This window comes from Pseudomonas sp. CDFA 610, from assembly GCF_021147865.1.
Taxonomy (GTDB): domain Bacteria; phylum Pseudomonadota; class Gammaproteobacteria; order Pseudomonadales; family Pseudomonadaceae; genus Aquipseudomonas; species Aquipseudomonas alliivorans.
On the sequence record NZ_JAGTPM010000009.1, the window covers coordinates 258448 to 271384 of the forward strand.

Annotated in this window: 9 protein-coding genes; 2 read left to right on the forward strand and 7 right to left on the reverse strand. The window is 59.1% G+C overall.

The window, feature by feature from the left end:
- Nucleotides 1–176: 176 nt before the first annotated feature.
- The 5 genes from KDX39_RS18495 to KDX39_RS18515 all read right to left on the reverse strand — a co-directional run bounded on the left by KDX39_RS18495 (nt 177) and on the right by KDX39_RS18515 (nt 5164).
- Entirely contained in the window at nt 177–878 is a 702-nt protein-coding gene (locus KDX39_RS18495) for an ABC transporter ATP-binding protein (protein WP_025996550.1), read from the reverse strand.
- On the reverse strand, nt 879–1646 hold the full coding sequence (gene livG / locus KDX39_RS18500) for a high-affinity branched-chain amino acid ABC transporter ATP-binding protein LivG (protein WP_004887846.1): 768 nt from the start codon (nt 1644–1646) through the stop codon (nt 879–881).
- On the reverse strand, nt 1643–2908 hold the full coding sequence (locus KDX39_RS18505; protein ID WP_099226074.1) for a high-affinity branched-chain amino acid ABC transporter permease LivM: 1266 nt from the start codon (nt 2906–2908) through the stop codon (nt 1643–1645). The genes livG and KDX39_RS18505 overlap by 4 nt, the downstream gene beginning before the upstream one ends.
- A complete protein-coding gene (gene livH / locus KDX39_RS18510; RefSeq protein WP_099226073.1) occupies nt 2905–3828 on the reverse strand; it encodes a high-affinity branched-chain amino acid ABC transporter permease LivH in 924 nt (307 codons plus the stop codon). The genes KDX39_RS18505 and livH overlap by 4 nt, the downstream gene beginning before the upstream one ends.
- 211 nt (nt 3829–4039) lie before the next feature.
- Nucleotides 4040–5164, reverse strand: a complete 1125-nt coding sequence (locus KDX39_RS18515) for a branched-chain amino acid ABC transporter substrate-binding protein (RefSeq protein ID WP_231661345.1) — start codon at nt 5162–5164, stop codon at nt 4040–4042.
- A 328-nt stretch (nt 5165–5492) separates the two neighbouring features.
- Here KDX39_RS18515 and KDX39_RS18520 point away from each other — a divergent pair, with 328 nt between their 5' ends.
- A complete protein-coding gene (locus tag KDX39_RS18520; RefSeq protein WP_231661346.1) occupies nt 5493–5798 on the forward strand; it encodes a DUF2288 domain-containing protein in 306 nt (101 codons plus the stop codon).
- 106 nt (nt 5799–5904) lie between these two features.
- Here KDX39_RS18520 and KDX39_RS18525 read toward each other — a convergent pair whose 3' ends face one another.
- On the reverse strand, nt 5905–8220 hold the full coding sequence (locus tag KDX39_RS18525) for a putative bifunctional diguanylate cyclase/phosphodiesterase (protein WP_231661347.1): 2316 nt from the start codon (nt 8218–8220) through the stop codon (nt 5905–5907).
- 232 nt (nt 8221–8452) lie between these two features.
- Between KDX39_RS18525 and KDX39_RS18530 the strand changes: the two genes are divergently transcribed.
- On the forward strand, nt 8453–9823 hold the full coding sequence (locus KDX39_RS18530; protein WP_231661348.1) for a spinster family MFS transporter: 1371 nt from the start codon (nt 8453–8455) through the stop codon (nt 9821–9823).
- A gap of 87 nt (nt 9824–9910) precedes the next feature.
- Here the strand turns inward: KDX39_RS18530 and rapA are convergent, their stop codons facing one another.
- Nucleotides 9911–12757, reverse strand: a complete 2847-nt coding sequence (rapA, locus tag KDX39_RS18535; RefSeq protein WP_231661349.1) for an RNA polymerase-associated protein RapA — start codon at nt 12755–12757, stop codon at nt 9911–9913.
- Nucleotides 12758–12937 lie beyond the last annotated feature (180 nt).

The window sequence follows — 12937 nt, forward strand, 5'->3', positions numbered from 1 at the left end:
GATCATGGCGCGCTTTGCTAGGCTCTGTACGAAAAGTGGCTGCGCTCGGTGATGCTGCGTTAAAAACAGGCTCGTGCGCGAGTCCGATCGGAATGCTCATTTACAACACGTAGACTCCGCTTCCTCGCCTGTTTTTGCCTTGCCTGACCTTCGCTCGCCGACTTTTCGTACAAAACCTAGCCGCCCAGATAGGCGTCCCGCACTTTCGGATCGACCAGCAGTTCTTCACCGGTGCCCTGCATCACCACTCGACCGTTTTCCAGCACATAGGCGCGGTCGGCGATTTTAAGGGCCTGGTTGGCGTTCTGCTCGACCAGAAAAACGGTCACGCCATCACGTCGCAGTTGTTCGACGATCTCGAAAATCTGCTGAATGATGATCGGTGCCAGACCCAGCGACGGTTCGTCCAGCAGCAACAGCTTGGGCTTGCTCATCAGCGCACGGCCGATGGCGAGCATTTGCTGTTCGCCGCCGGACATGGTGCCACCGCGCTGCGTGAAACGTTCCTTTAGGCGCGGGAACAGGTGCAAGACCTTGTCCATCTGTTCCTGATAATCGCCTTTCTCGGTAAAAAAACCGCCCATGGCCAGGTTTTCTTCGACGGTCAGGCGGGCGAACACGCGGCGGCCTTCAGGCACTACCGCGATGCTCTTGCGCATGATCACCGACGATTCCTGGCCGACCAGTTCCTCGCCCATGTAACGGATGCTGCCGCTGTGAGCGCGCGGTGAGCCGCACAAGGTCATCAGCAAGGTGGACTTGCCGGCACCGTTGGCGCCGATCAGGGTCACGATCTCGCCTTGGCGGACTTCAACGTTGACGCTGTGCAGCGCCTGGATCTTGCCGTAAAAGGTGGAAACGTTTTCGAACTGCAGCATTTACGCTTCCCCCAGGTAGGCTTTGATCACTTCAGGATTGTCACGAATCTGTTCCGGCGTTCCGTCGGCCAGTGGTGTGCCCTGATTGATCACTACGATGTGGTCGGAAATGCTCATCACCAGCTTCATGTCGTGCTCGATCAGCAGCACTGTGGCGTTGTGCTCGTTGCGCAACACGCCGATCAGCGCTTTCAGGTCTTCGGTTTCCCGCGGGTTCAGACCGGCTGCCGGCTCGTCCAGCATGAGAATTCGCGGCCGCGTCATCATGCAACGGGCGATTTCCAGGCGGCGTTGCTGACCGTAGGCCAGAGTCCCGGCCGGGCGATTGGCAAATTCCTTGAGGTTGACGGCTTCCAGCCAGTGTTCGGCGTAGTCCATGGCTTCGCGTTCGCTGCGGCGGAAGGCCGGCGTCTTGAACAGTCCGGACAGAAAGTTGGTGTTCAAATGACGATGCTGGGCGACCAACAGATTCTCGACAGCGGTCATTTCCTTGAACAGACGCACGTTCTGGAACGTCCGCACTACACCCTTGCGCGCAATCTGATGACCGGCCAGGCCCTGGATCGGTTCGCCATCCAGCAGGATGGTCCCGCCGCTGGGTTTGTAGAAACCGGTCAGGCAGTTGAAGACGGTGGTCTTGCCCGCGCCATTGGGGCCGATCATCGACACGACCTGCTTTTCATGAACGGTCAGGGCAACGCCATTGACCGCCAGCAGACCGCCGAAGCGCATGCTCAGGTTTGTGGCTTGCAGAAGAGGCTGTTTCATTTGGCCGCCTCCGCTTTCAACTTCATGACAGGTCGTTGCATCGGCAGGAAACCTTGAGGACGCCAGATCATCATCAGCACCATCAGGGCACCGAACATCAACATGCGGTAATCGCTGAACTCACGCATCAGTTCAGGCAGCAGGATCATCACAATGGCCGCGAGAATAACGCCCAGCTGGGAACCCATGCCGCCAAGCACCACAATGGCCAGAATGATTGCCGACTCGATGAAGGTGAAAGACTCCGGCGTCACCAGACCCTGACGAGCGGCGAAGAAGCTGCCTGCGAAACCGGCGAACGCTGCACCCAGGGTAAATGCCGAGAGCTTGATCACGGTCGGATTCAGACCCAGTGCACGGCAGGCGATTTCGTCTTCGCGCAAGGCTTCCCAGGCACGACCGATCGGCATGCGCAGCAGTCGGTTGATGACGAACAGCGCCGCCAGCGCCAGCAGCAGGGCGATCAGATAGAGGAAGATCACCTTACTGATCGGGTTGTAGTCCAGACCGAAATACTGGTGGAACGTCTGCGCACCCTCGGCTGCACGGCGTTCGAAGCTCAGGCCGAACAGGGTTGGTTTTTCGATGTTGCTGATGCCGTTCGGGCCGCCGGTGATCTCGGTCATGTTGCGCAGGAAAATACGGATGATTTCACCGAACCCGAGCGTCACGATGGCCAGGTAATCGCCCCGTAGCCGCAGGACCGGGAAACCCAGCAGGAAGCCGAACAGCGCTGCCAGCAGACCGGCCAGCGGCAGGCTTTCCCAGAAACTCAGGCCGAAGTAGTGCGACAGCAACGCGTAACCATAGGCGCCGACCGCGTAGAAACCGACGTAGCCCAGGTCCAGCAGGCCTGCGAGGCCGACCACGATGTTCAGGCCCAGGCCCAGCATCACGTAGATCAGGATCAGCGTTGCGATATCGACTGCACCGCGTGAGCCGAAGAACGGCCAGACGAACGCCAGCACGATCAGGGCGGCAAGGCCCCAACGCTGGGTTGTAGGCCGGGTCATGAAGTCGCTGGTTTTCTGTGAGATCAGTGGGGCGCGATCACGATTGCGCAAAGTGCTGATCTTCTCGGCGAACAGCACGCGCAGAAACAGCAGGACCGAACAGGCCGCAATGACGGTCAGGGTCATGGGGCTGGCGTTATGCACTTGCAGGGTCACGCCGGAAAAGGCCAGTTTCAGGCCGAACACCGGGTAGGCAACGGCCCACACCAGCGCAGCGCTGAACAGCGCCTGTTTGAAAGACTTGCTCATACTTTCTCAACCTCCGGACGACCCAGGATGCCGGTCGGGCGGAATAGCAGCACCAGGACCAGCAGGCCGAAGGCCACGACGTCCTTGTACTGATCACCAAAGATGTCGGCACCGAAGGCTTCGGCGACGCCCAGCACCAGACCGCCGAGCACGGCGCCCGGAATCGAGCCGATGCCGCCCAGTACCGCAGCAGTGAACGCCTTGAGACCTACCAGAAAGCCCGCGCTTGGGTTGATCACGCCGTATTGCATGCTGAGCAGCATGGCGGCAACGGCAGCCAGCGCGGCGCCGACCACGAAGGTGAGGGCAATGATGGTGTTGGTGTTGATACCCAGCAGGTTGGCCATCTTCATGTCCTCGGCACAGGCGCGGCAGGCGCGGCCCATTCGCGAGCGGGAAATGAAGAGGGTCAGGCCAGTCATGGCCACCAGCGTGACAGCGAATACCACGATCTGCATGTAGGAAATAAGCACTTCCTGTGCGCCACCGGGGCCGAATGACAGGCTGCCGGGCAGCAGGTTGGGGATGGCAAAGTTGCCGGAACCCTGGGAAAGCTGGACCGAGTTCTGCAGAAAGATCGACATGCCGATCGCAGAAATCAGAGGAATCAGACGGTTGCTGTTGCGCAGCGGACGGTAGGCGACCCGTTCGATGCTGTAACCGTAGGCGCTGGTCACGATGATGGAGGCGGCGAAACCTGCGATCATCAACAGCGGCAGGCTGTCGATACCCATCATTGCAAGGCCGGCAAGCGCCATGAAGGCAACGTAGGAACCGATCATGTATACCTCGCCGTGGGCGAAGTTGATCATTCCGATGATGCCGTAAACCATCGTGTAGCCGATGGCGATCAATGCATACGTGCTGCCAATGGTCAGGCCATTGACCAGCTGTTGCATGTAGTGGAATAACTCGGGCATTTACCGCGCTCCTAAAAACCTGATCTGCATTTCTCCGGCCTGCGTCGGGTACGCATTCTGTCGATGCGTTGCCTTTGACGCCGCCAGCGAACCGCTGGTAACGGTTTTAAGATTTTCAGGTGGCCTCTGCCGGATCTCGGCAGGCGGGCCATGATTCGTAAAACAAAGCCCACTGCGATGGCAGTGGGCTTCGGTTGTCAACGCAAGCTGCTTATTTGGCGGCTTCGGTCTTCGGCTTGCCGTAGTGCCATTCGTAGACCACGAACTGGAAGTTCTTCAGGTCGCCCTTGGCGTCGTAGCTCAGTTCGCCCATCGGGGTCTTGAACGTACCGGCGTGGATGGCGGCTGCCACCTTGTCGGTGTCTTCGGTCTTGGCGGCAGCGATGCCGTCGGCAATGACCTGAACGGCAGAGTAGGACGGGTACACGAACGGACCGCTCGGATCCTGTTTCTTGTCCTGGAATGCCTTGGTCAGCGCCTGGTTGGCTGGATCCTGATCAAAGGATTTCGGCAGGGTGACCAGCAGGCCTTCGGAAGCTTCGCCAGCGATTTGCGAGATGGAGTCGTTGCCCACACCTTCAGGACCCATGAACTTGGCGTTCAGGCCTTTTTCCTTGGACTGGCGCAGAATCTGGCCCAGCTCCGGGTGGTAGCCGCCGTAGTAGACGAAGTCGACATTGGCTTGCTTGAGCTTGGCGATCAGCGACGAGAAGTCCTTGTCACCGGCATTGATGCCTTCGAACAGGGCAACCTTGACGCCTTTGCTTTCCAGCGTGGTTTTTACTGCCGAAGCGATGCCTTCGCCGTATTGCTGCTTGTCGTGAATGACTGCAACGATTTTCGGCTTGGCGACGTCTGCGATGTAGTTACCGGCTGCAGGTCCCTGCGCGCTGTCCAGACCGATGGTACGGAATACCAGCTTGTAGCCACGGTTGGTGATATCAGGGCTGGTGGCTGCCGGGGTCACCATGATGATGCCTTCGTCTTCATAGACGTCGGATGCAGGTTGAGCGGAGCTGGAGCACAGGTGACCGATCACGTATTTCACGCCATCGTTGACGACCTTGTTGGCGACTGCCACGGCCTGTTTCGGGTCGCAGGCATCATCGTATTCGACAGCTTCGAGTTTCTTGCCATCGACACCGCCCTTGGCGTTGATCTGCTCGATGGCCATCTTGGCGCCGTTGAATTGCATGGTGCCGTACTCGGCGACCGGGCCAGTCTTGGGACCGGCGATGCCGATCTTGATGGTGTCGGCTGCGAACGAATGGCTGGCAACCCCGGCCATAACCAATGCGGCGAACAGCCTGGAAAACTTCTTGGTACCCTTAGTCATGATGCTCCACTCTTGCGTTGTAGTTTTTATAATCCTGCTGGCCAAGGCTACAGGACCGGCTTCGACACCGATCTTCCCCCACTCCGCCAACTGTACCGGAACAGTTTAGAGTGCCGGTGAATCGCTTGGAAAGCACGGGGCAATGGGGTAAACCGGTGTGTGTCGCTTAATCGAAAGAAAGTTACAGAATCCAACCGCCCCGATGTCGTGAAGTCGGGGCGGATCGTGTTGGATTTCGCGCCTTTCCTGCAATCAATCACTTGCTTCCGGGTTTTTCTACGAGAAAGGCGGCGGTATCATTGCGCCGATTTCCTTTCTGGTGAAACCCATGACGCAAGAACCTAGCACCCTCTATGCCAAACTGCTCGGGGAGACCGCCTCAATTCGCTGGAAAGAATTGCAACCATTCTTTGCCAAGGGTGCCCTGTTGTGGGTCGAGCCACCTCTGGATCTGATCGAAGTTGCCGAGGCGGTAGCCGAAAACGACGCGGCCAAAGTGTCCGCATGGGTGGACGCAGCAAAGGTCGGCAAGGTGTCTGAATCAAAGGCAATCGAGCTTGTGGAGAGTGACCCGCTGCTCTGGGCGGTGGTAGTGGCACCTTGGGTGTTGATCCAAAACAGGGCATCGGATTGATCTGTGCGCCATGCGGGTGCTCGTGACGGCACCTTTGTGGGTGCCACGGTAACTTTGTGATTGCCCGCGTAGCAAAAAGCTACACCGCCCGCTGAGGGAACGCCTTTCAGTCAGACCATCGTGACCGTTGTGTGCGAGAAGGGCTGCGGGTGGCCAGAGCATGTTCAGCGCCCGGCAGGTCGTCGAACAGATCCAGTGAACGCGGTATGTCCGCATCCCGATCCTTGACGTCCAGCATGAGCGATGCAGGCCACAGGCTGGCAGGTTCTCGTCCGTTCGTTTCCCTTATCAGCGGCAGAATCCGTTCCAGTGGCTGCGGCTTGCTGAACAGATAGCCCTGCACGTAATCGCTGCCGAACTGACTGAGAAATTCCAGTTGTGCAGGCGTCTCGACGCCTTCCGTCACCACCTTGAGGCGCAGGGTGTGGGCCATCACAATGATTGCCTGAACGATCTCCATGTCCTGAGGCGATTTCGGAATGTCGATGATGAACGATCTATCGATTTTCAGTGTGTCCAGCGGCAGCCGTTTCAGGTAGGCGAGTGACGAATAACCGGTCCCGAAGTCGTCGATCGAGAGCGAGACGCCCAGGCTGCGAATATGCTTGAGCATCAGGATCGTATTGCTGATGTTGCCCATCAGCGCGTTCTCGGTCACCTCCAGTTCCAGGCGGCCCGGGGCCACGTTGGCTTCGCTCAGCGCCTGTTCCACTTCTTCGGTCAATTCGTCCCGACTCAGGTTCAGCGCCGAACAGTTCACCGTGATGATCAGCTTGTCCAGACCGTCGAGGCGCAACGCGCCCAGGTCGCGGCAGGCGCGGCGCAGTACCCAGTTGTCCAGTTCGGCGATCAGCCCGTTCGCTTCGGCAATACTGATGAAGCGATCGGGCACCAGCAGTCCGTGCTGCGGATGATTCCAGCGTACCAGCGCTTCCAGCTTGGCGATGTGCCCGGTGCGCAGATCGACAATCGGCTGGTAGTACACCTCAAGGCCAGTCTCTTCGCGCAGGGCGTTGCGCAACTCCTCTTCCAGATGCAATTCCAGACTGGCTTTGTTCTTGAGGGCGGGGCTGAAAAAATTGACCCGGTTACGACCGTTGCCCTTGGATTGGTAGAGGGCGAGGTCGGCGTGCTTGAGCAGTTCATCGCAGGTTGAGCCGTCCCGTGGAAACACTGCGATACCAATGCTGGTGGTCATGACCATGCGTCTTCCGGCCAGCTCGATGGTCTCTTTCATCTTGTGCATGACACGGTGTGCCAGGTGTCGGGCTTCTTCGTAGTTGGGAATGCTCAGCAGAATACAGAACTCGTCACCCCCAAACCTCGCCACCACGTCCTGGACGCGCGTGGCGCTGCGGATTCGCTCGGCGATTACCTTGAGCAACTCATCACCTGCATCGTGACCCAGGCTGTCATTGATTCGTTTGAAGTGGTCGATGTCCAGGAACATCACCGCCAGCATGCCTTGGCCGATCGTATGCTCAAGCAGCTTTTCAGCGAATATCTGGTTGAATCCGCGACGGTTGATCAGGTTGGTCAGCGGGTCGTAATGCGCTACCTGCTGAAGCGAGACCCGCGCCTGATCCAGTTGGCTGAGCAGCGCATTGACGCGCTGAAGGTCATGCTCCTTGCCCTGCAGTTTCTTGTCGGCCATCGCCGCACTGATGCTGCCGGCAATGATCAGCAAGGTGATCACGGCAATGGTCAGGCCCAGTTGCTGGCTGTTTGCGGTGCTCGGCAGGTGCAGCTCTGCGCCCTGGGGAATGACCAGATGCAGGGCGCGCATGCCCATCAGGTGCATGGTCAGCAGGCCTGCACCCAGAAAAACGCTCAACCCGTAACGAAACATTTGATGAAACATGCCGCTGTACTGCCGCAAATGGCGGGGCAGGGTGAGCAAGGCCACGCTGGCAAGAATGGCAACGACAACGGAGAGTGCGAAGGTTTTGGGCTCGTAGTACTGCACGGCGTCGGACCGCATGGCCCCCATGCCCAGGTAGTGCATGATGCTGATGCCAATACCCATGACCACCGCGCTCGTCAGGCAACGCCTTAGGGTCAATGTCTGGATGGTCAGCGCCTTGATGGCGAACAGCGCGGTCATCAGCACGATCAGCAGCGACGCCAGCGTGATGCCCAGATCGTAGGTGATGCTCAGAGGTGCCTGAAAAGCCAGCATGCTGATGAAGTGCATGGCCCATACGCCGCCGGCCAGACACAGCGCACCCAGCGCCTTCCAGATGCGTCGGCTTTTGAGGGCTTCGACCTGAGTGACCCGGTCGGCGATGTCCAGTGTCGCGAAGCACGCGGCACAGGCGACTCCGTAAGCCAGCGCAACCAGAAACAGATTATGACTGCAGTTGATCAACAGTTGCCCGTCCGCCGGGACGCCGGCGAACACATTCAAACCCAGCCACTCCATAGCAAGCCCTATATCTTTACTGCCAGGGCGCCAAGGCTAAAGGCCTGGCGATTCGGAGTGAGTATAGAAGCTGTTGTCAGTTTGCCAGTACGCATCCCCAGGAATCTGAAAAGCGGCCAATAACGAATAGTTATAAGAAATCTTCGTCGAAGAGGCGGTTTACGAATGTTTACAGACACGCCACCCTCAGCCTTCTAGATTGTTACCACTAATAAGAAGGGACGATCGCCTCATGACCACGCTTCGGACGGAAACCCCTATTCAGGCCGCCAACGCATGGCGCGTCCTCTTTTTGTTGTTCCTCGCCAACCTGTTCAACTTCTTTGACCGCACCATCCCGGCCATCATCGTCGAGCCCATTCGCATGGAATGGCACCTGAGCGATTTTCAGCTCGGGCTTCTGGGAACTGCGTTCACGCTGGTATACGCCATCGCCGGTCTGCCGCTGGGGCGTATGGCGGACAACGGATCGCGCAAGAAACTGATGGGCTGTGGTCTGGCGGTATGGAGCGGTCTGACGGCGGTCAATGGAATGGTCGGCAGTTTCTGGACCTTTCTGTTGGTGCGCATGGGCGTCGGTATCGGCGAGGCCAGCTATGCGCCTGCCGCGAATTCGCTGATCGGTGACCTGTTTCCGGCGCATAAACGCTCCCGTGCCATGGGCATTTTCATGTTGGGACTGCCGTTGGGTCTGCTGCTGGCGTTCTTCACCATCGGTGCCATGGTCAAGGCGTTTGACAGCTGGCGCGCCCCCTTCTTCATCGCTGCGGTGCCTGGGCTGCTGCTGGCCGTGTTCATCTTTTTCATCAAGGAACCCAAGCGTGGCGCGGCGGAAAGCGTGCGCATGTCGGAAGTCAAAATCGAGAAACCGATCCGCCGTGTACTGTCGATCCCCACGTTCCGCTGGCTGGTGCTCGGCGGCCTGACCTTCAATTTCGCCACTTACGCCTGCAACTCGTTCATGGTGCCGATGCTGCAACGCTATTTCCTCCTGCCCTTGCAGGAAGCGGCAGTCGCGACGGGGGTGATCGTCGGCGTGACCGGATTGTTAGGCCTGACGGCGGGCGGCTGGATCGCCGACAAACTGCACCAGCGTTCGCCCAATGGAAGGCTGTTGTTCGCAGCGTTCAGCATGTTGGTGGCGACGATCGCCACAGGCTATGCCTTGCACGCCGGACGCATTGAAATCGGCGTGTTCGTGGCGATATTCAGCGTGGGCTGGTTGTTTGCCTACAACTTCTACACCTGCGTTTACACGGCCATTCAGGACGTGGTCGAACCACGCCTGAGGGCGACGGCAATGGCATTGTTTTTCGCCGGACTGTACCTGCTGGGCGGTGGGGCGGGGCCGGTTGTGGTTGGCTTGCTGTCCGACCATTTCGCCCATGCAGCGATGGCGGTCGCAGGTGCCGACGTGATGAACGAAAGCTTCAAGGCCATCGGTCTGCACGACGCCATGTACCTGATCCCGGCGGCATTGCTGATGACGCTGGTGTTTTTGTATCTGGCATCACGTTGCTTCAGCAGGGACGCTGAGCGGATGAAGGCAAGAATGGTCGCCGAGGAACCGGCAGAAGTCGTGGCAGACCCGGCGGCGGTGTGACGCGCAACGTCACGGGCTGCATTCCCACGCAGAGCGATGGGAATGCCTCTCATGACGCTCTGCGTCCAGTGTCAACAGGGACGCCGATCAGCCTGCGACCAGCACTCTGATCGCTTCCAGGCGCAGTGCAGCCTTCTCCAGCATGGCCAGACCTTGCTCGCGCTGATTGCGCAGGGCCACCAGTTCGCTGTCGCGCACCGTCGGGTTGACGGCCTGCAGGGCCGTCAGACGCGCCAGTTCTTCTTCGGTATCAGCGGCCAGACGACGTTGCGCCTCAACCACGCGCTCGGCGTGTTTCGGCGTGATCTTCTCTTCGCCTGCATTGATCCGCGGCGTCAGCACGTCGCGCTGGGCCTGGATGAATTTGTTGGCGCTGGCACGTGGCACGCTTTCGAGTTGGTCGTTCAGGGTATTGAACGACACGCGACTCGACAGATCATTGCCGTTGGGATCAAGCAGGCAGCGCAGTGCAGCCGGCGGCAGGTAGCGGCCCAGTTGCAGCGAACGCGGCGCAACCACTTCGCTGACGTAGATCAGTTCCAGCAACACGGTACCCGGCTTGAGCGCCTTGTTCTTGATCAGCGCCACGGCGGTGTTGCCCATCGAGCCGGACAGCACCAGATCCATGCCGCCCTGCACCATCGGGTGTTCCCAGGTGATGAACTGCATATCTTCGCGAGACAACGCCTGATTGCGGTCGTAGGTGATGGTCACGCCTTCTTCATCGCCCAGCGGGAAACTGGCGTCGAGCATCTTCTCGCTCGGCTTGAGGATCAGTGCGTTTTCCGAATGGTCTTCGCTGTCGATGCCGAACGCGTCGAACAGAGTTTCCATGTAGATCGGCAGGCTGAACTGGTCGTCTTGTTCCAGAATCGCTTCGACCAGCGCCTCGCCTTCGCCCGCGCCGCCGGAATTGAGTTCCAGCAATCGGTCGCGACCTGTGTGCAGTTCACTTTCCAGACGCTCGCGCTCGGCACGGGCTTCGTCGATCAGGGCCTGCCATTCGTCATCATCACCGCTTTCCAGTAGCGGCAGCAGACGAGGGCCGAACTGATGCTGCAGCGCGTTACCGGTCGGGCAGGTATTGAGGAACGCGTTCAGTGCTTCGTGATACCACTGGAACAGTCGGGCCTGCGGGCTGGTTTCCAGGAAAGGTACATGCAGTTCGATGGTGTGTTTCTGGCCGATACGGTCCAGACGGCCGATACGCTGCTCCAGCAGGTCCGGGTGCGACGGCAGGTCGAACAGTACCAAATGGTGAGCGAACTGGAAGTTACGGCCTTCACTGCCGATTTCCGAGCAGATCAATACCTGAGCACCGAATTCTTCGTCGGCAAAGTAGGCGGCAGCACGGTCACGCTCGAGGATGTTCATGCCTTCGTGGAAGACCGTGGCCGGAATGCCGGAGCGCACGCGCAGCGCGTCTTCCAGGTCCATGGCGGTTTCGGCGTGGGCGCAGATGACGAGGACCTTGACGCGCTTGAGCATCTTGAGCGTGTCGATCAGCCAGTCGACGCGGGGGTCGAAACGCCACCAGCGCTCTTCTTCACTGACTTCGGAATGCGCCTGGAAGCTGACTTCCGGGTACAGGTCGGCGTGCTCGCCCAGCGGCAGCTCCAGATATTCTGCCGGGCAGGGCAGCGGGTATTCGTGCAGCTTGCGCTCCGGAAAACCCTGCACGGCGGCGCGCGTGTTACGGAACAGCACGCGACCTGTGCCGTGGCGGTCCATCAATTCGCGAATCAGACGGGCCTTGGCTTCGTCGTCGCCTGCATTGACCGCAGCCAGCAAGGTGTCGCCCTCGGCGCCCAGGAAACCGTGAATGGTTTTCTGTGCTTCTGCCGAGAGCACGCCCTTATCGAGCAGTTCCTGCACGGCTTGAGCGACCGGGCGATAATTTTCGCTCTCGGCGCGGAAGGCGTTCAGGTCGTGGAAACGGTTCGGGTCCAGCAGGCGCAGACGCGCGAAGTGGCTGTCCTGGCCCAGTTGTTCCGGGGTTGCCGTCAGCAGCAATACGCCGGGAATCACCTCAGCCAGTTGCTCGACCAGCGAATACTCGCTGCTGGCCTTGTCTTCGTGCCAGACCAGGTGGTGCGCTTCGTCGACCACCATCAGGTCCCAGCCCGCTGCGAACAGCGCGTCCTGAGCCTTTTCATCCGAGACCAGCCATTCCAGCGCAACCAGCGCCAGTTGCGTGTCTTCGAACGGGTTGCCCGCATCGCTTTCCATAAAACGTTCGGCGTCGAACAGCGCAACCTGCAGGTTGAAGCGGCGACGCATTTCGACCAGCCATTGGTGCTGGAGGTTTTCCGGCACCAGAATCAGCACGCGATTGGCGCGACCGGACAACAGCTGACGGTGAATCACCAGACCGGCTTCGATGGTCTTGCCCAAGCCTACTTCGTCGGCGAGCAGAACGCGCGGCGCAATGCGGTCGGCCACTTCACGGGCAATGTGCAACTGGTGGGCAATCGGTTGGGCACGGACACCGCCCAGCCCCCAGAGCGAGGACTGCAATTGACGGCTGGTGTGTTCAAGGGTGTTGTAGCGTAGCGAGAACCACGACAGCTGGTCGATCTGGCCGGCGAACAGACGATCGGTCGCCAGACGGAACTGAATGAAGTTCGACAACTGGGTTTCCGGCAGCGTGACCACTTCGTTGCGGGCATTCAGACCGTGATACACCAGCAGTCCGTCGACATCGTCCACTTCACGAACGGTCATCTTCCAGTTTTCGAAGTGAGTGATCACATCGCCCGGAGAGAAACGCACGCGGGTCAGCGGTGCATTACGCAGTGAGTACTGGCGTGTTTCGCCAGTGGCCGGGTAGAGCACGGTCAATAAGCGGCCATCCTGTGCCAGAACGGTGCCCAAACCCAGCTCGGCTTCGCTGTCGCTAATCCAGCGTTGCCCCGGTTGATACTGCTGCGCCATGCTGCCTGTCTCCCGACGTGAAAAAGCCGACTATGTTAACGGAACGGGCCATGAAGACCAAAGGTAGCGTTGAAAAACCTCAGGATTCGCTGCGAACCGGCGAATTTTTCCTTTCATGGCACTTATTTCATTAAGCCCGGTCAAAAAAAGCCTTATAAATTATTGCAGCCTATTACAGGG